At 36.2% G+C, this 19,544-nt stretch carries 17 protein-coding genes and 1 other annotated feature; of the genes, 13 read left to right on the top strand and 4 right to left on the bottom strand.

All coding sequences use genetic code 11. From position 1 onward, the window contains the following. Positions 1 to 91 precede the first annotated feature (91 nt). The 4 genes from ACZ11_RS10510 to ACZ11_RS10485 all read left to right on the top strand — a co-directional run bounded on the left by ACZ11_RS10510 (position 92) and on the right by ACZ11_RS10485 (position 4,797). Positions 92 to 541 (top strand): hypothetical protein, encoded by a 450-nt coding sequence (locus ACZ11_RS10510; RefSeq protein ID WP_049665882.1) that lies wholly within the window; start codon positions 92 to 94, stop codon positions 539 to 541. 1,192 nt (positions 542 to 1,733) lie between these two features. After that, positions 1,734 to 2,039, top strand: coding sequence for an ArsR/SmtB family transcription factor (locus ACZ11_RS10500; RefSeq protein WP_049667149.1), 306 nt, complete (start codon positions 1,734 to 1,736; stop codon positions 2,037 to 2,039). Positions 2,040 to 2,141: 102 nt separating this feature from the next. Further along, entirely contained in the window at positions 2,142 to 3,290 is a 1,149-nt protein-coding gene (locus ACZ11_RS10495) for an MFS transporter (protein ID WP_134008618.1), read from the top strand. An 880-nt stretch (positions 3,291 to 4,170) separates the two neighbouring features. Next, positions 4,171 to 4,797, top strand: a complete 627-nt coding sequence (locus ACZ11_RS10485; protein ID WP_049665876.1) for a DUF7010 family protein — start codon at positions 4,171 to 4,173, stop codon at positions 4,795 to 4,797. 139 nt (positions 4,798 to 4,936) lie between these two features. On the opposite strand, the gene ACZ11_RS10480 is transcribed toward ACZ11_RS10485, so the two are convergent. Then, positions 4,937 to 5,890, bottom strand: a complete 954-nt coding sequence (locus ACZ11_RS10480; RefSeq protein WP_049665874.1) for a TRM11 family SAM-dependent methyltransferase — start codon at positions 5,888 to 5,890, stop codon at positions 4,937 to 4,939. 260 nt (positions 5,891 to 6,150) lie between these two features. Between ACZ11_RS10480 and ACZ11_RS10475 the strand changes: the two genes are divergently transcribed. Beyond that, positions 6,151 to 6,975 (top strand): DNA alkylation repair protein, encoded by an 825-nt coding sequence (locus tag ACZ11_RS10475; RefSeq protein WP_049665873.1) that lies wholly within the window; start codon positions 6,151 to 6,153, stop codon positions 6,973 to 6,975. Between the two features lie 129 nt (positions 6,976 to 7,104). On the opposite strand, the gene ACZ11_RS10470 is transcribed toward ACZ11_RS10475, so the two are convergent. After that, positions 7,105 to 7,458, bottom strand: coding sequence for a hypothetical protein (locus tag ACZ11_RS10470; RefSeq protein ID WP_049665872.1), 354 nt, complete (start codon positions 7,456 to 7,458; stop codon positions 7,105 to 7,107). 147 nt (positions 7,459 to 7,605) lie between these two features. Between ACZ11_RS10470 and ACZ11_RS10465 the strand changes: the two genes are divergently transcribed. Next, on the top strand, positions 7,606 to 8,313 hold the full coding sequence (locus tag ACZ11_RS10465; RefSeq protein WP_049665870.1) for a DNA alkylation repair protein: 708 nt from the start codon (positions 7,606 to 7,608) through the stop codon (positions 8,311 to 8,313). A gap of 156 nt (positions 8,314 to 8,469) precedes the next feature. On the opposite strand, the gene ACZ11_RS10460 is transcribed toward ACZ11_RS10465, so the two are convergent. After that, positions 8,470 to 9,090, bottom strand: a complete 621-nt coding sequence (locus tag ACZ11_RS10460) for a TetR/AcrR family transcriptional regulator (protein WP_049665868.1) — start codon at positions 9,088 to 9,090, stop codon at positions 8,470 to 8,472. Positions 9,091 to 9,308: 218 nt separating this feature from the next. Between ACZ11_RS10460 and ACZ11_RS10455 the strand changes: the two genes are divergently transcribed. Beyond that, entirely contained in the window at positions 9,309 to 10,061 is a 753-nt protein-coding gene (locus tag ACZ11_RS10455) for a glucose 1-dehydrogenase (protein ID WP_049665866.1), read from the top strand. Positions 10,062 to 10,259: 198 nt separating this feature from the next. Beyond that, positions 10,260 to 10,482 (top strand) — a binding site (T-box leader). A 392-nt stretch (positions 10,483 to 10,874) separates the two neighbouring features. After that, entirely contained in the window at positions 10,875 to 12,212 is a 1,338-nt protein-coding gene (locus ACZ11_RS10450) for a sodium-dependent transporter (protein ID WP_049665864.1), read from the top strand. A gap of 84 nt (positions 12,213 to 12,296) precedes the next feature. Here the strand turns inward: ACZ11_RS10450 and ACZ11_RS10445 are convergent, their stop codons facing one another. After that, positions 12,297 to 12,767, bottom strand: coding sequence for a hypothetical protein (locus ACZ11_RS10445; RefSeq protein WP_049665863.1), 471 nt, complete (start codon positions 12,765 to 12,767; stop codon positions 12,297 to 12,299). A 1,844-nt stretch (positions 12,768 to 14,611) separates the two neighbouring features. On the opposite strand from ACZ11_RS10445, the gene ACZ11_RS10440 reads away from it, so the two are divergent. The 5 genes from ACZ11_RS10440 to ACZ11_RS10420 all read left to right on the top strand — a co-directional run bounded on the left by ACZ11_RS10440 (position 14,612) and on the right by ACZ11_RS10420 (position 19,536). Then, positions 14,612 to 15,970, top strand: coding sequence for an aspartate kinase (locus tag ACZ11_RS10440; RefSeq protein WP_049667148.1), 1,359 nt, complete (start codon positions 14,612 to 14,614; stop codon positions 15,968 to 15,970). A 473-nt stretch (positions 15,971 to 16,443) separates the two neighbouring features. Next, positions 16,444 to 16,626, top strand: a complete 183-nt coding sequence (locus tag ACZ11_RS10435; protein ID WP_049665861.1) for a hypothetical protein — start codon at positions 16,444 to 16,446, stop codon at positions 16,624 to 16,626. A 207-nt stretch (positions 16,627 to 16,833) separates the two neighbouring features. Continuing rightward, complete coding sequence (locus ACZ11_RS10430) at positions 16,834 to 17,517, top strand: adenosylcobinamide amidohydrolase (protein WP_049665858.1); 684 nt, start codon at positions 16,834 to 16,836, stop codon at positions 17,515 to 17,517. Continuing rightward, complete coding sequence (cbiB, locus tag ACZ11_RS10425; RefSeq protein ID WP_049665857.1) at positions 17,514 to 18,470, top strand: adenosylcobinamide-phosphate synthase CbiB; 957 nt, start codon at positions 17,514 to 17,516, stop codon at positions 18,468 to 18,470. Before ACZ11_RS10430 ends, cbiB begins: the two co-directional genes overlap by 4 nt. Further along, complete coding sequence (locus ACZ11_RS10420) at positions 18,457 to 19,536, top strand: pyridoxal phosphate-dependent aminotransferase (protein WP_049665856.1); 1,080 nt, start codon at positions 18,457 to 18,459, stop codon at positions 19,534 to 19,536. Before cbiB ends, ACZ11_RS10420 begins: the two co-directional genes overlap by 14 nt. Positions 19,537 to 19,544: the final 8 nt, after the last annotated feature.

Below are 19,544 nucleotides of genomic sequence, written 5' to 3'. Positions count from 1 at the left end.
AACTAACGGTGGGCGATTGTTCAATAGAGCAGTCGCTTTTTTACTAACGGAGAAGGCGTTTGGGAAAAAGTATTAATGGGGGGTGAATTTTATGAATTCTAATTATAAATGTTTTATTGATATCCGTTTCAGTGGTGGAGATATTCAATTTGACGTTTCGAGTGACACACAGTTATTTAGTTTTAAATCAGGTATAGGTTTTGTAGCAATTCCACATTTTTTCTCAACTCTTTCCTCTTTATATAAGGGAGAAATCAGTGAGGCGAAATTGGATTGTCACGGAAACTTTGATTACTATATATTTTCCATTGATGGTACAAACCTTGTTATTGAACATATAAGCCATTATCCAGATGGTAAATTTAAATATCAATTTAAGCTGAAAGAGTATATCGAAGCTATTGATACAGAATTCCAAAAATATCTGCAACAACTTGAAAAGGAAGGAATATTACCTTTAAAAACTCAAGAATTTGCTCATCCATTAGGTGATGATGTATTAAATGCTTTTTATGATTTTTCATCACTTTTAAACCGTTAATTTAATAAAACTATATACGTTGTTCAACTCCCATGAAAGAACGTAATTATCTTTCATTTTCTGTGGTGTAGTGTTGATTTTAAGCGACATGGATGGCTAACGGGGAAGTTTAGTTGAAGAAGAAGGTTACTTTAAACAGATATACCAATGCGTAATTTTAAACTCCATCACTATATTGAATGAATATCTGAAAGAAATTGTTCAGCAGAAGATTGAAAACATTTGTTCAAACAGAAAAAACAACCAAAGATTGGCTGTTTTCTGGTGTTTAAATAAAAAGATTCCATATGTATTTAATTCCATCCCATATAGCTAAGGCTAAGATTACTGCTAGAATCCCTTTAAAAATATCTTTCATTTAGGCACCTCCATTGAATTGGTTATGTAGGTATTTACGAAAGAGAGTTATTAAAGTTTCATTTTATGTAGATGCAAGCGAAATTGAAATCTTTAACTGAACAATTTGAAAAAATTAATAAATATGGTGTGATCCGCTTTTAATTGCGAATATCTAGGAATTTGTGAAGAATCGCATTTCAACTCCCATGAAAGAACTTAATCATCTTTCATTTTCTGTGGTGTGGCGCTGGTTTTTGCGCTACATGGATGGCTAACGGGATGCTTTACTTGAAGATCATTGAATTGCATAGGCAGCTCTTTTTTCTTTATTGAACTAACGGAGCAAGTTTAGCGGAACAAGGAAATTGCTTTCATTTGTAGAAGTCATGTAGGGGGATTGGTGTAATGGATAATAATATTTTGATGTTCACAATACTCATTTTATTTCAGTTGGTAGTCGTTAGTATAGTTTTGGCTATTTTTTCCTCAGTCTTTGTGAAAAGCAGAAAGAAAGGGTTTGTGTTTTTAACAATCTATATTTTACTAAGTATATACAGTCTTTATGATGTATATAAATACTCTGCGATATTGGGTAGTAGTATGTTAATAATCTATATTAGCTTAGGAGTAGTAACTTATTTTGTTATTAAAAAGAGACTCTCAAATGGAACAGAAATTTAACTTAATCATCTTTCATATTCTGTGGTGTAGCTCTGGTTTTGCGCTACATGGATGGCTAACGGGTGCTTTACTTAAAGATGGTATTCCACAGAGATCCCATCTTTTTCTTCTTTAACTAACAAAGCCGATTAATGAAAGAAGCATTAATACAATTGTTATTTTTAAAAGAATGATGTATTATAGTTTTATGATTATCGAACAACGAAATGAAGACCAAATTAAAGTACAAATTTTTAAGGCATTAGCTGATGAATCCCGGTTAGAAATTATTCGGATTCTTAGAGATCAAAAGGGAGAATTAAGCTGTGGGGAGGTAGGTGAACGTATTAATATTTCAAAATCAACAGCTTCTTACCATTTTAAAACTTTGAGGGAGGCAGGATTAACTTCAACTCGTAAAGAAACTCGCAACAAATACGTTAAATTAAGACTGGATACATTTGAGAAATATTTGCCCGGTTTCCTAGATTCTTTGTAAATCTAGGAAAAATTTTAATTTTTAGTTCGATAGTTTTTAAACTATGAAACGTTTGGAGTGTTAGCATTGAATAGAAAAGTTTCAATTATTTTTTTCTTAATAATGTTTGTTATTGGGACAGATACCTTTTTAATATCACCATTACTACCAACTTTACAGGCGGCTTATGATATACCAACAGAATGGTCTGGGTGGATGGTTAGCACTTATGCTTTGGGATATGCTTTATTTGCTTTAATTGCAGGACCTATTTCTGATGGAATGAATCGTAAGAGGATAATGATTTTAGGTTTAGTGGGATTTGCGATCTCAACTTTTTTATGTGGAATTGCTTCAAACTTTTGGGAAATGATTGTATTTAGACTACTAGCTGGTGTAAGTGCTGCTTTTGTAACACCACAAGTTTGGGCCTCTATTCCAATATTAGTAAAGCCCGATGATATAATAAAAATAATGGGATATGCAACGGGTGGTTTGGCTGTTTCTCAATTGATAGGAATACCCATTGGAAGTTTATTAGCGGCTTTCACTTGGCATACACCCTTTTATATAATTTCAATATTATCGATTTTCTTGGTATTTGTTATTACAATGTTTTTTCCCTCTATTGAAGCAACAAAAAATATTGAGAAGCAATCAATATTGGGAAAATACCAGCACATATTTAAAACACCAAGAGCAATTAAATATTTCTTAGCTTATTTTATTTTTCAAATAGGTAATTTTGCCGCATTTTCTTTTATTGGTTCTTGGTTTTCGGAGAGTTTTTCATTAAGTGTTTCTGCAATTGGAATAGCAATGATAAGTTTAGGGCTCGGAAATGTTATTGGCTCCTTTTTTGGAAGTAGAATTGTACAAAGGTTAGGAGAACCTAAGTCCTTATTATTATCATTAGTAATCTTAATCCTTTTTTACATAGGCCTTCCTTTCTCTCCAAATCTATATGTAGCTGAAATAAGTTTCTTTTTTATATTTTTGATCGGTGGGTTTATATTTCCTGTTTTTATGAGTACCTTGCAGAGCTTAACAACAACAGCTCGTGGTACGGTTTCCGCCTTGGCCAACGCTACTATGTATGGTGGTACAACACTTGGTGGAGTCATTGGTGGTGTTCTTTTTAGTCATATATCAGGGTTTAAAGGGGTTTCTCTCTTTACTGCTATACTTTATATCGTTTCTTTACTTATTTATAAAAGCAGTGACATATTTAACGGAGAACAATCATTGCATACTAAAGATGTTTCCTCTTAAGAGATGAGTTCAAAGGAGTTCAGCTGCCGAGTGGGAGAGCTTACTTGTAATGTAGGTTGTGAAGGTTAAAAGTCCAACGTTGGTTAATGGCAACTGTTTTGACTTGTCTTGCTGCAAATCTTATATTTGAACGCAGACAATGAGTCTTTTAGTAAGGGGATAGAGTTTATATAGTATACCATTATCGCTGTATAAAAAATTAAACATTTTTTGGGGAGAACGATTGTATATATATAACATGTATTTAAGTTCGATTCTACCGCAACTCAATAAACCTAATCCAGAATGGTGGGCGCGACTTACTGACATAATCATGCCGACTTTTATTATAGGAGGTAGGTTCAGTCATATTCTACAAAACAAACTACAGGAAGATGCTGAGCTTATTCCAAATTGCGAATTCGTGACGATAGAGGATGCGGGACACTTTGTGCATGATACTAATTTTATCGGACTTCTTAGTTGTCTTAAAAAATTTTCTTGATTCATGAACTGTCGAGCGTCATTTTTATTACAAAAATCAAACTTAAATCTGCTGAAGAAGAATCCATTTTGAACTATCTTTTTTCAAAGTGGATTCTTTTTTATTGAAAAATGCTGGCTTGTAAAGGGTTTTTGATCATCTTTATTACAAAGCAACACCAAGGGTTTTTTGAAGAGGAATTTCTATTAGAGTCGCGATAGACCATGCTGACAGAGAGTTTTTGATTTTTCAACAGAAAATGGTATCTCGTATAACTACAAACGTATGGAATGTGCAGAGAATTAATTTCAGAAATAAGGAATATTATTATTATCTTTACTTTGCAAAATTCTCAGGAATAGTGAGTCAGCATCCTTTAGCCTTTTAGAATGAAATTGAAAGAGGAGGGTTCATGTTATGTCACAAAGCACCATTCCTAGAGCTGCTGTACGCGGGACAGCTTCTGGTGTTATCTTCATGGCATTTTTCGGTACTCTGTGGGCGGGAATTGGAATTAGAGGACTGCAGGGCTGGGGATTTCTCTGGCTGTTGATCTTATCCCTATTAATAGGTGCAATATTGCTTATTGGAGGCATCGTATTGATAATGAACTCAAACAGCTTATCAAACAAGATGATGCAAGGGGATTCCCAGCGTTGGAAACGAAAGAATATGTGGTTCGGTATTATTTTCGGTTTAGAAGGCGTGTTGATAGCCATCGCTGCCGAAATTTGTGTATCTACCAATCATTTGGATTTGTTTGTCCCTGTTATGGCTCTTATTGTCGGTGCTCATTTCTTTCCCCTAGCCCACCTTTTCCAGGTCAAGATCTATTATATTTCGGGTTCTCTTCTTTGTTTGATTTCTGCAATCACACTGGTTACTTTACCTATAAAAATTACCTGGGGGAATCATCAAATTATGCTATGGTGGACATCTGTTGGTTTTAGCTCAGCCTTGATATTGTGGGGGACTGGGGTTGCGGTTTGGGTTACAGGCCATAAACTGCTGAACAAAGCTAGAAATGGATCCAAAGAAGCTTAGGATCTTTCGGGTTTCAATGTAGCGAAGTATTTTTATTCAAACTTTATTTCAGACCAAAAGAAAGAGACCTTGATAGTTGTCAAGGTCTCTGTTTTATGTAGCCCTTTTAGAAATGATAATCAGCTAGTGATTGATAAAGTTATTCACATAATAGAATTTGACGTAAAAACGATTGCTTTTTAGTAACGCATCGATCTTTTATTATAAAACCTGCATCTTCTATCATGTCATCAATTGTTTCAATTGTAACGACAATAACCTTATCAGCAATCCGACGAGCATGTTTTATAATATCAAATTGATCTTCTGGTGATGAATGGGTAAATAAGTTATAGGGTAAATCAATTATTGCAACATCATAGTGTTCTGTTACTTCTGCGATTGGACCTACAGTAATTTTTCCTGTTAATCCAAAATAAGTGATGTTTTCTCGGGCACCTTTGCAAACATTGTAATATAGATCTCGCCCTTCAATATTAATTCCCATCGAAAGGGCTTCAATTACTACAGTCCCTATACCACAACAAGGGTCGATCGCGCGAATATTTTGAGGATGGGGAACTGCGATATTCGCAACAGCGCGAGCAACTCTAGTACTAAGTGCCGTTGAATAACTGTTTGGTTTGTGTAAATGTTTAAGCCAAATGGATTCACTCTTCATATACTTTCCAAAATACCATATTCCATCTATTAAAATAAGACCAAATACAATTTCAGGATGATTTAGGTCTGGTTCTCCATCAATACATAATCCTATCTCACGTTCGATCAAACGACGCTCTGAATGAGGGACTTTCTTCGTTTCACCTATATCCATACTATTTAAACAAACAACTTTGAAAGTTACTTCATTTATGTTTAAATCCTTCACCAATGTCTTGATGTTCTCTACGCTATTTTCTTCATATAGCACTTCAAGTCTCTCTTGTATAAAAGGGCTACGGCTTGGATCAATTTTAATATTGCTTATTATATAGTTTGATTGGGAATCAAGACTAAAAAATGAACGCATCTCCATTCTACAAAGATCGTACTCGTCAACATGATGTACATATGTGTATATAAATTTACTTTTATTTTGTTCGTTGCTCAATTGATTACCGTCCTTTTATATTGTTGTTCACTTGATTTTACTAACGTTCATAAAAAACAAATGAAGTTACTTATTGTGTAATCGTATCATAGGCGTCTCTATCAAGCCACTCGATATCAATATCGATTCACAATTATGTTGATTTTAATCGAGTTGAGGGAATAGTGGAAAAAATCTGTAAAGAGAAATAATATAAAGATAGACGTCTATTCATTTCAACAGGTCGGATTTTATGTCCCACAATAACAGGAGGGTGTTAAATGGTTGTAAAAGAAGATATTTTACATAGAAAGGGAGCTAGAAAGGCTAGCGATATCCCAACCGAAGTTTTAACATTGCTGAATCAAGGAAAAATAGAGAGTGTTAATTTAACAGAGTGGCAAGCAGTTCATCATAGTACTTTATTAAAAAATGTTCTCCCATTGATTGGACTAGAAGAAAAGTTAGAATTTATACTGACAGAGGTTGAGAAGCAAAAAGTTGAAACGGGAATGAAGGCTATACGTTTAATAGGATCTTTATTAGATAAAGTCTTGATGGATGAGAGTGATATAAAAAAAGAGGAGTTAATCAATATATGCGCTCATCACGTATCTGATAGTGTCCGATGTTGGGCAGCATTTATGAATAACAACAATGATTATTCTTTAGAAGAGAAGCTGTTGTATATCCGACCTTTCGCAGCAGATCAACATTTTGGTGTTCGGGAAATTGCTTGGATGTCAATAAGGGAGGACCTTGCAGCGAATATTGAAATAAGTGTAGATTTGTTAACGGAGTGGGCGAAAAGTGAAGATGAAAACATTCGTAGGTTCAGTTTAGAATCAATTCGTCCTCGCGGAGTATGGACAAAGCATATTGAGGTTTTAAAGGAAGAACCGCAAATCGTACTTCCTATTTTAAATTTACTAAAATCAGATCCGTCAAAGTATGTTCAAGATTCTGTCGGCAACTGGTTAAATGATGCTAGTAAAACTCAATCAGAGTGGGTAGTAAACCTATGTGATGAATGGCAAAAAGAATCTCCGACTAAGGCAACTGAGAGAATCATTAAAAAAGCTCAAAGAACAATTGTGAAAAGTTAGTTGGCTTTTGAAAAATTACTATCACGTTTTTGAAAGTTGCTTGCTGCCTTTGAAGACGAATGGCAAAGAAGTGTATTATTCCTTAAATTGTACATTACAACAATCATCAAGCCAAACAAGCGATAGGTATTAATCCTGTTGCCTGTTCGTTTTATTTTGCTTGATTGCTAAATATAATGAGAAACTAATCGCCATAAACATTATCACAGAAAAAATAAGTGAGAACGTGGATTTATAGTAGATTGATGTTATCAATATGACAAGAGTACTAATGATAATAACAACACGTAATAATATATCTGTTTTTTTACTTGGATTAAAAAAATCTTGAATAACAGCAAATAAATAAGCCGAACCGAAAAATAGAAGATACTCATAAACAAAAACAGGCTGTACATAATCCGGAATACCAAAATAAATTATTTCAAATATAAAAATGAGTAACACTACATACTTTGAATATTTGTTAAAAAAGTATAACAAAGTATCACCCCTTCTTATTGAAAGATTAACACAAATTGTAAAAAAGAAATAAATCATTTTAGTTTTCAATATTTAATTGTCTATAGGATAATGGTTATATTAATGGCAAAATATTTGAGTAAATACTCCAAAAAGGAAGTGCGAAAATTGAATTTAGAAATGGTGATGAAGGAGCTTGAGTCTCTAGGCAAGGAACGAACTAAAAAAATCTATATATCCAATGGTGCGCATGAACCACTTTTTGGCGTGGCAACAGGTGCAATGAAGCCAATCGCTAAGAAAATAAAAGTAAATCAACCGTTAGCTGAAGAGCTTTATGCTACAGGGAATTACGACGCAATGTACTTTGCAGGCATTATTGCAGATCCAAAAGCGATGACTGTGTCAGATTTTGATCGTTGGATGGATTCGGCATATTTTTATATGCTGTCGGATTTTGTAGTAGCTGTAACTTTAGCTGAAGCAGATATTGCTCAAGAAGTTGCAGATAAATGGATCGCAAGCGGTGAAGAGCTGAGAATGTCAGCGGGCTGGAGTTGCTACTGTTGGCTTTTAGGGAATCGCTTAGACAATGAATTTTCCGAGAGCAAAATTGCCAACATGATTGAAACAGTGAAAAATACGATTCACGATTCGCCAGAACGAACGAAATCTGCTATGAATAATTTTCTATACACTGTTGGGCTTTCATATTTACCACTCCATGAAAAGGCTGTCGAAATTGCAAAGGAAATAGGTCCAGTAGAAGTTAAACGAGATAAGAAAAAAAGCAGTGTCCTGAACGCTTACGAAAGTATTCAAAAGGACGTAGATAAAGGGAGAATTGGTTTCAAACGTAAATATGTAAGATGTTAAACAATTGCCGCACATCACGAACAATATATCAAATCTTGTTTAAGAGAGAATTTCAATTTTATTTGAAATTCTCTCTTTTTTTATTTATATAGTTACTTAGCTTTGTGATACTAATGGATGTTTATTCTTAAGAAGTTGTTAGGCTGAAAAATAATTTTATTTTCCAAAAGGAAGGTCAATATAAGGACCCTTCACTGTAATTCTCAATAGCTGAGTTGCCATAAATTTTGGTGAATAAAGCATATCGTTTTCTAACCACCAAACAATCACCTCAAGAAAGGCGGCGGCAAAATATCTGATAGCCATTTCACGTGGAACTGTAAGCTTTTTATCATCGGGCTGCATAGAGTTTATCCCATTTGAGACAAAATCGATGATGATTTCCTTCAAACCTGAAGAGAAATAAGGAATGTCTTTTTCAGTTAAAAATACTTTATATAATTTGCTATTTAAAGAAATTTGCTCGAATAAATGCATAAATGTATCCTGTGGCTCATCTTCATCTTTCAAAAAATCAATTTCTATCTTGTCATCAAAATGAACATTAAGACTGCTCACTAAATCATTCAATATTTCCTTTGTGCTTTGATAGAGAAGATCAAGCTTATCGCTATAATGTAAATAAAAGGTAGCGCGATTTAAAGTCGCTCGCTCTGTAATATCTTGTACCGTAATCTTTTCATAGCCTCTTTCCTCAATTAATTCCACAAGTGCGTCTCTTAGTAGTTGGCGCGTCCTCATAACCCGAGGGTCCATTTTCTGTTTTTTATTCGACATTTTTAAGCTCCTTGTTTTATTTTTTCTATTTTTACAACACTGGCGATTAGTTCGTTGATAAAGCATCGAATTCATGAAATGTGTTGTTTGCCCTTTTTAAGAGTATTGATATACTTATATTAACGACACGGTGTCGATAATACAACTAGTTGTTAATATGTTCATGAATTAGTCATTTTGATTGGAATAGATATCTAACTTAGAAAGGAAGTTTTAATATGGGTCGTTTAAATGGAAAAGTAGCTATTATTACAGGAGCAGCAATGGGGATGGGTGCTTCTGAAGCAAAATTATTTGCCCAAGAAGGAGCAAAAGTTATTGCAACAGACGTTCAAATCGAAGCATTGAACCAATTGGTAAAAGAAATTAAAGAAAGTGGTGGGGATGCTATAGGGATTCAGCATGATGTGACATCTGAAGATGCTTGGAAGTCCGTCATTGCCGAAGCAGTGAAGGCATATGGTAAAGTCGATGTACTCGTTAATAATGCGGGCGTTTCTTCACCAAAAACGATTGCCAACATGGAAATGGACGAATGGAATAAAATAATGGACATTAACTTAAATGGCTGCATTATTGGTATGAAATATGTGATTCCTGAAATGCAAAAAGCAGGCGGGGGCTCTATTATCAATATTTCTTCAATTGGCGGTATTGTTGGTATGGCAGGTACAAGTCCGTACACAGCAGCTAAAGGAGCACTTCGAGTACTATCAAAATCAGCTGCAGTTGAATACGGAAAAGATAAAATTCGTGTAAATTCCGTACATCCAGGTATCGTCGTGACACCAATGACAGCACCAACGATGGAAGAAGGAGGAGCACTTCCTTTCTATAAAACATATACGCAGCTTCCATACTTTGGTGAACCAGAGGATGTTGCCTATGGCGTTGTATTTTTAGCATCTGACGAATCACGCTTTATGACAGGAGCAGAATTAGTTATTGATGGCGGTTGGACAGCTATTTAATAAAGAGCAATTAAGCTTAAAAACTAGGTTTCACATAGAATGTGAGCCTAGTTTTTTTGTTAATTATTAGAATGCATACGGAAATATAAAAACAATCACGAACGAAAAAAAGAAGATAATACATGAAAAATCAAAAAAAATGTTGACGCTAGTATTTAATGTGTGATAAAAATGATAATATCAATTCGGAAAATTAATATTTGGGCAATGATAGGATTAAGTAGTGAAAATCTCCCTATTTCAGAGAACTGATGGTTGGTGCGAATCAGTATATAGATTATCATGAATTTCGACCTGGAGCTTCTTTCATAAATCACACGTTGTGAGGAAGTGGAAGACGGTAGTGAATACCGTTATCAAATAAAGTGGTGAAGAATTTTTTCACAACTAGGGTGGTACCGCGATATATATCGTCCCTACGTTATTTACGTAGGGACGTTTTTTATTAAGGTTTTACTCTTGTTGTATTTTCATAACTAGGGTGGTACCGCGATATATAATCGTCCCTACGTATTTCGTAGGGACGTTTTTTTATTAAGGTTTTATTCTTGTTATATCTTCATAACTAGGGTGGTACCGCGATATATAATCGTCCCTACGTATTTCGTAGGGACGTTTTTTTATTAAGGTTTTATTCTTGTTATATCTTCATAACTAGGGTGGTACCGCGATATATAATCGTCCCTACGTTTTCGTAGGGACGATTTTTATTTGAAAAGCAGTGGTTGTATAAGAAAGGAGTACGATAGACCAATATGAATAAAGACCGAATTGTAATAAACAAAGAAATAGAAAAAGAGAGGAGATAAAGAGATGAATTCACAGCAATGGACATCGAAATTAGGCTTCATTTTAGCCGCAGCAGGTTCAGCAATAGGTCTTGGAGCAATTTGGAAGTTCCCGTATATGGCCGGTATAGGAGGTGGCGGTGCTTTCTTCCTTATTTTCATCGGTTTTACGTTATTAATTGGTTTACCGTTATTATTGGCGGAATTTGTCATTGGGAGAAGTACACAAAAAGAGGCTGTTGAAGCATATAGAACTATTGCTCCTAAGACGCTATGGCCGTGGGTCGGAAAATTAGGGATTGCCACTTGTTTCATATTGCTTTCATTCTACAGTGTTGTTGGAGGATGGATTTTATTATATTTATGGAATGCAATTACAGGTAGACTATGGGAAGGAAATGGTTCGTACGAAGCCACTTTTGGTGAAATCATTTCCAATCCATTTTTAGCTGTTGGATCACAACTATTATTTATTCTTATGACTATTTTTATCGTAAGTAAAGGTGTACAAAACGGTGTTGAAAAAGTAAATAAATATTTCATGCCAGCACTATTTGTTTTATTCTTTGTCTTAATTATTCGTGCTCTTACATTAGATGGAGCTGGAGAAGGGGTTCGTTTCTTCTTACAGCCTGATTTCTCAAATGTGACATCTGAAATTATTTTATATGCGATGGGGCAATCGTTCTTCTCATTATCTGTCGGAGTAGGGGTTATGGTAACGTATAGCTCATACTTACCGAAAGAAGAAAGCTTACCACGTTCTGCATTTTCTATTGTTGGTTTAACGCTTGTAATTACATTACTTGCAGGGCTTGCTATTTTCCCAGTAGTATTCGCATTTGGAATGGAACCATCTCAAGGGCCAGGTCTATTATTTATTGTCTTGCCAGCGATATTCAGTAAAATGGCATTCGGTAAATTGTTCTTCATTATTTTCTTGTTACTATTTTTCTTTGCAACAATAACATCAGCAATTTCCATGTTGGAAATTAGCGTCGCCTCTTTAACGACAAAAGGTAAAGGGAAACGCGAAAAAATGGCATTGATTGTCGGACTACTAATCTTTGTTGTAGGGATTCCATCGGCTTTATCATATGGCGTATTAAGTGATTTTACATTATTCGGGAAAACAATCTTTGATTTAGCAGACTATACAGTAAGTAATATTCTTATGCCACTCGGTGTATTATTAGTAGCGATCTTCGTACCATTTAGAATGAAGAAAGATGTATTAATGAGTGAACTGGGTGTAAGTAAAAATAAAGGCTATAAATTATTTGTGTTATGGTTATTCTTACTTCGCTATATAGCACCAATTGCAATTATTATCGTATTTTTAAATGTAATTGGCGTGATTTAAATACAATATGTTAACGGGAACTGAAACAGCAGCCGAGAAATCGGCTGCTGTTTTATCTTATTCGTGTATTAAAATACTGTTAATTTACAATTCAAGTCCTTTATTTTTGGACTGAATTATGTAGCTGTTATATGATTCCCACTTATAGTGTCCTACATTAAAATTATTTAGGTCAACTATATCCTTCAAATATTTTGGGATAGTGCAATTCCAGTTTAAATTTTCTAACCTAAGTGGAAAATTGTCCTCATTTGGATTAGTAGTATGAATATAGATGGCATCTAAACCAGCATCTTCGTCAACTATTTCAATCCACGATTGATATGGTTTTCCGAGTGTTTGAAGCTCTTCTAATAAACCGTAAAACAAAGCTATATATGCTTTTATATGTTCTCTTCTTATTTTTAAACGATTATTCCCAAACCCGTAAAAATCAAGATGGGTGTGCCATAAATCAAACCAACCCTCTTTGCCGAAGTTTAAATCATACTGCTCGGCTTTTGTCTCCCGCCATAAGTTATGGAAATAACGCTTTTTTCCTCGAAACTTTTTCAAATAATTGTTCATCCCGTTTAACAAGTTTTAGCCAAAGTAACTGTTAAGAGTAGACTCTTCAGCTACTGCATATAGATAATGTCATTTATTTTGAGAAGGTTGTCTGTTGACCAAGAGATTGTTGCTAATTGATTTGTTAGTTTCAATGCTAATCAGCTTGTTAAAAATACGAAAATCATTATATAGTAACAAATGAGATGAGTCCAATTCGTATGCGAATGGAACTCCCAATTAAATTGTTATTTATAATTTTCATCCTTCAACCAACCCGTTAACAATATATTTGGGCCATTTCGCTATAAAATTAACTGTTTTGCAAATCGTACTATAATAAAAAGTGATCGGGTCCCCCAAAGAACTGCTCAGGTCTAAGAGGAAAGTGATCGGGTCCTCCAAAGAACTGCTCAGGTCCAAGAGGAAAGTGATCGGGTCCTCCAAAGAACTGCTCAGGTCTAAGAGGAAAGTGATCGGGTCCTCCAAAGAACTGCTCAGGTCTAAGAGGAAAGAGATCGGGTGCCCCAAAGAACTGCTCAGGTCTAAGAGGAAAGTGATCGGGTCCCCCAATGAACTGCTCAGGTCCATGAGGAAAGTGATCGGGTCCTTCAAAGAACTGATCCGGTCCAAAAGGAAAGTGATCAGGTGCCCCAAAGAACTGCTCAGGTCCAAGAGGAAATCGCTCAGGCTACCCCGAATAACTGATCCGGTCCCCCAAAATACCCCTCAGTCCCTACAAATACAACCCTCCACAGAATAAAAGCGGAAACATACGCAAATCAAAGTAATACTCGCCTAAAACAGATAAAAAATCAAAAAAAGAATAGCTTGACATTGCTCGAAATAGCACAAACATCACAAGTTTTTCTGCATATCATAATGGAGAAAGCGTTTTCTTCAATTAATATAGAAGAAAGGCACTACAATTTAACTTCTTTCAGCATTCATCTCCCACTTCTATAGCTGTGAGATGAATGTGGTTTAAGTCACTTTTCATCGGGTGTCGCAGAAAGAAGTTAAAGCCTCCGGTGGATGTCATGGAATCGGAAAGGACTCCACAAAGGATGTTAGCCTAAAATCATCGCATCCATGGGATAACAGCTAACTGACCTGCGACGGTAAAAACGCCACGTCCTGTGGCATTACCGAAATGACCGACATCGTGTCGGCCCTCGTGTTGCTGTCGCTACGTTAGCACTACGCTTTCGCACAAAAAACATCTACAGTCCTGAGCACAAAGCAGATTCCGGACGCAAATTATGCCGAGGCATAATTGATTCAAGGTTGCTGAAAAACACTTGCTAATTTAAGTATGTACAAAAGGTCCTTGCATGGTGTACTTTTCGTTACTTGGTTTTATTACGACACTAAGAGGGAAGGGCATGAAACCTTGATGGCTAATTTTCTTGGGATAGTCATGTCCTAAGGGTTTCAGCTTGTAGATGTTGTAATAAAAAACCCACATTCTGCTGTTGAAGTGATACATCTTACCTTTATACAAGCAAAATTGTTTATATTGATATCCACATTTATATTCATAAAGACGTGATTTTGTTTATCATGTCAGATCTAGCATTAAAAAATTCTGTAAATTAGATGATTTCAGCTAGTTCAGACAAATATTTGTACGATTATAGGAATTCTATGAAAAAAATTTGCAAAAACCTTAACTATTTCATTCGAAATCCGTATAATAAATCAAACAGTGTGAAAATTGTCCATTTTCCGTCGATTAATTGCGTGAATTTTTTAAATTGTATTGACGTGGGGAACTATAATTTGTACACTGTGTACATTCAATTGTTTTTTGGAGGAATACATTTAATTTAAAAAGTTAGGATTTGATGGTTATGATCGTATGTAAATTTGGTGGAACATCTGTAGCAAGTGCAGAACAAATTCAAAAAGTAGCAAACATTGTAAAATCTAATCCGGCACGTAAAATCGTAGCCGTTTCTGCACCTGGGAAGCGCTCTGGTGACGATATAAAGGTAACTGACTTATTAATTAACTTGGCAATGGCAGCATTAAAAAATGAAGAAATTGAAGAAGAATTGCAAATCGTTGTCAATCGCTTTATGGCGATTGCGGATGGTTTGGAGTTAGATCATACAATTTGTGACGTGATCGCTGAAGATTTACATGAACGTGTACAAGGTGATAAATCGAATGAGGAATTATTTATCGATAGCATCAAAGCGGCAGGGGAAGACAATAACGCGAAGCTAATCGCTGCTTATTTCAATTCAATCGGTATGCCGGCACGCTACGTAAGTCCAAAAGATGGTTTGGTCGTCAATGATTTACCTGAACGCACATATGCATTACCAGAGGCTTATGCGAATTTAGCACCTCTAAAAAGCACCAAAGAAATCATTGTTTTCCCAGGTTTCTTCGGTTACACTAAAGCGGGCATACTGCGTACATTCGACCGTGGTGGCTCTGATATTACAGGCTCTATTTTAGCAGCTGCTGTTGAAGCAGAGCTTTATGAAAACTTTACGGATGTGGACTGTGTGTTCTCTGCAAATCCGAAAGTTGTGAATGATCCAGTGGAAATTAAAGAAATTACGTATCGCGAAATGCGCGAATTATCCTATGCAGGCTTTTCAGTTTTCCATGATGAAGCGTTAATGCCTGTCTATAAGATTGGGGTGCCAGTTAACATAAAAAATACAAATAATCCATCAGCCCCGGGTACTCGTATTGTACCAAGACGCTCTGTAACAGGACGTCCGGTTACAGGTATCTCGGCAGACAGCGGCTTTTCAACTTTGTATGTGTCAAAATATTTGATGAATAGAGAAGTAGGCTTCGGCCGTAAGCTTCTACAAATTTTGGAAGATGAAAATATTTCATATGAACACACACCGTCTGGATTAGACGATATTTCTGTCATTATGCGATCAAATCAAATAACACTTGAAAATGAAGAACGAATTCTTTCTCGAGTGAAAAATGAGCTAAATGCAGATGATGTACAAATGCGTCATGGGTTTTCTATGATTGTTATAGTAGGCGAAGGTATGCGTAATAACACAGGACTAGCGGCACGTGCTGCAACTGCAATTTCAAAAACTGGTGCAAATATAGAGATGATTAATCAAGGTTCATCCGAAGTTAGTTTAGTATTCGGTGTACTACAAGAATATGAAAACCAAATTTTACAAGCATTGTATGAGGAATTTTTTGCACATGCAAGAGTGTAAGTAATTATAGTGAGCTTTTAACTTCTTTCAGCAAATTTCTTTTGTAACGTAAGTGGAACGGCAGTTACAGAAGTCTCCTACCACTATAAGTGGTGAGATGAATGCGTTTTTAGCGGGTGCCTAAACATCCGCTGAAAGAAGTTAAAGCAGCCTCCGGCGGATGTCACGGAAATCGGAAAGGAGTTCTTTGTGCTTGCACAAAGCCGATTCCGGACGCAATTATGCCGAGGCATAATTGATTCAGTTAGTGGGATACCTAATCCCCACTAAACGGGCAGATAATGTTCTACCTAACTTCTTTGTTTCTGCTAAATTTCGAGGTGGGAGTCTTTTTCCTGACGCTTTGTTTTAGGTACAGATCAATTACTGCCCATTAATGTGGTGTAAACGCTAATCCTTGAACTGGATTAGTGTTTTCTTTTTGACGGGAATACGGTAAAATCAAGGGCGTACATTGATTGGAGGTCTTTCTGTTGAAAAAATTATCGATTGGTATGTTTCTATCAATGATTGGCATACTATTTGTTTGTTTAACGATCATGGATATTTTACCGTCATCGACGAAAACGATGAAAATTGTCTATATCGGTATTGGCTGGGTGTTTATCATTGCGGGGTCTATTATTCGTTTTAAAACTTTAAAACAAAGGCAATAACGGAATATCTCAAAATTGAATTGTGATAAGATGCGAATTTGTGATACAATTTCAAAAAAATAAATAATTTGAGTATTATGAAGTTGTGATGCTGTACGATAATTCAAAAGGTTTATATTTGAGGTAGATTATTAATTTAAGAATGAACAGTACAAATTCTTCTTTGTAAGAATTTGTTTTTTTATTTTCTGAATAGGAGGCGAGATAATGCCAGTACTACGCAAGGACGATATTCATATTTCCGACCATTATGTTGCCGTCCAAACAGATTCACCAATGAAGGTCGTTTCCTCGGCAGTACATAATCCAGGCTTTGGCTTTTATACACATTTGATGAATCGTTCAGTACCTTATACATATGATGAACGCAAACCACAGTTAGAATTACAACGGTTTTTACAGTCTGAGGGCTTTCCGATTGACAATACAGTTGCGATGATGACGGCTGTTTATGCCCGATATGCAACAATTCGTGAGTTTACATATGAAGGAATTCATCTTGTCATAATGATTACGGCTGGTCTTGGTAATGCCGTCGATATTACGCGTGCCTTTCATCGTCAGGAGAAGTATCATGCTGGGACTATTAATACGTGGGTACTGATAAATGGAAGATTGTCGGATGAAGCATTATTTCAGGCAATGATTTCTACGACAGAGGCTAAGGTCAAGGCACTTATTGATGAGGGTATAACAGATCCAACAACGGGTACACAAGCTACGGGTACCTCAACGGATAGTTTGTTAATTGCTTCAACAGAGGAAGGTGACTACCATCAATATGCTGGACCGATTACGATGCTAGGAAAAGTCATTGGCCATGGTGTTTATGAAACGATGCGTGAGGCCATTCAAAAATATAAAAAAGACAAAGAGGAGAATCCTTTATGATGGCACTGGTGATTGCCTGTATCATTGGGCTTGTTTTTGATTTAATAGTTGGTGATCCTCCTAAAATGCCTCATCCAGTACGCTGGATTGGGAAGCTCATTCAATCTCAAACTGAATTATGGAATAAAGGAAGAATGAGAAAATTCCGAGGCATGGTGATGTCACTCGCTGTAGTTGGCACAACGATGTTTGTTGTGACGGCCATTATGCTACTAAGTTATCAGGTTAGTCTACTATTTGGCATATTGGTGGAGGGCTTACTAATTGGGATTGGACTAGCTCAGCGTAGCTTGAAGGAAGCGGCGATGGCTGTCTTCGAACCGCTCGTCAAAGGGGATTTTGCTGAAGCTCGTGTGAAGCTTTCTTGGATTGTCGGACGTGATACGGAGAAGCTTGACGAGGATGAGATAGTTCGTGGAGTTGTGGAAACGGTCTCAGAAAATACGAGTGATGGGGTAACAGCTCCATTATTTTATGCCTTTTTGTTTGGCGCAATAGGGTTATGGGGCTATAAGGCCGTCAATACGTTAGACTCTATGATTGGCTATAAAAACGACAAATATAAAGATTTTGGTATGTTTGCTGCAAAGCTAGACGATGTACTAAATTTTATTCCAAGTCGATTAACTGGTCTACTGATGGTGCTAGGAACGAAAAATGAAACGAATGTATCTCTAGGTAAGCGCTTAAAACGTTGGGCACAGGATGCGAAAAAGCATCCAAGTCCTAATAGTGGTTATTTAGAAGCGGCAACAGCCGTTCAACTAGGGGTACAGCTTGGTGGAAAAAATACATATCAGGGTGTCGTATCTTATCGAGCAACAATGGGCGAGAAATTAGTTCCATTAACAAAAGAGCATATTGCAGCGTCTGTAATTCATATGCGCATTGCAACCTTGCTCTTTACTCTTGTAATGTTAGCAGTGGAGGTGTTAATTTTTGCAATTACCTAATCACGGAGCAAATCCGCAAAATGTTTATCATCAGCTAGGACTTAATATGCCCGAAGAGGTGTATGATTTTAGCGAAAATGTTAATTCGGCAGGGCCACCCCCGTTTGTTGAGGCACGTTGGCGGACATTTTATCCGCTCATTCAACGTTATCCAGATCCGGACGGTGAGCCGTTTTTATCAAAGGTGGCAGCTTTTCATGATGTTCAGAAAGATTCTATATTACTAGGGAACGGTGCATCCGAGCTTTTTAGTGTTCTAGTTAGACGCTACGCCAATAAGCGTGTTATTATCGTACATCCAACTTTTTCAGAATATGAACGAACATTAACAGCAGCAGGCGCTGAAATTGTACCAGTTATTGTAGAGGATATTGTTCACTACACATTACCGATGGAGCATCTGAAGCGTGAAATGACGAACGCAGATGCATTATATATTTGTACGCCGAACAATCCGACAGGGGTGCTACCAAAGAAAGAGGAGCTTCTCGAATTAATCTCTCACGGTGCAAACGTCGATTGTGAGCTTGTTATTGATGAGGCATTTATTGACTGGGTAGATGAAGACTATTCATTGATCCAACATGTAGCAGAAAATCCTCATATGATCGTCGTTCGTTCGATGACAAAAATGTATGCGATCCCAGGATTACGCCTTGGCTATTTAGTAGCAAGCCCAGTAGTTGTTACTGAGCTAAAAAATATCTTGCCACATTGGAACTTGAATGCATTTGCCCTTGTTATAGGTACAGGTTGTTTAGATGAACATGTATATTGTAAACAAGCTATTGCCTATGCTAAAAATCAAAGGGAAGCGCTGCAGAGCTATTTACAAGAAAATGGTTGTCAGGTGACAAATAGTGTAACGAATTATGTATGTTTTGCATTACCGAAAAATCAGCAAGCAGATGCATTTTTTACATTTTGTTTATCAAAAGGCGTCGTGCTGCGCCATACAAAAAACTTTATGGGCTTAAATGGTGAATGGTTCCGTATTGGAATTAAAGATATTGTAGCCATGACATACTTACAGAATTGTTTGCAAGAGTGGTTTAACGCAAATTAGGGGTGAGA

It is taken from the genome of Lysinibacillus xylanilyticus, assembly GCF_001183605.1.
Lineage (GTDB): Bacteria > Bacillota > Bacilli > Bacillales_A > Planococcaceae > Lysinibacillus > Lysinibacillus xylanilyticus.
The sequence above is the reverse complement of the archived record's forward strand: the minus strand, read 5'-3'. Positions and strand labels throughout refer to the sequence as shown.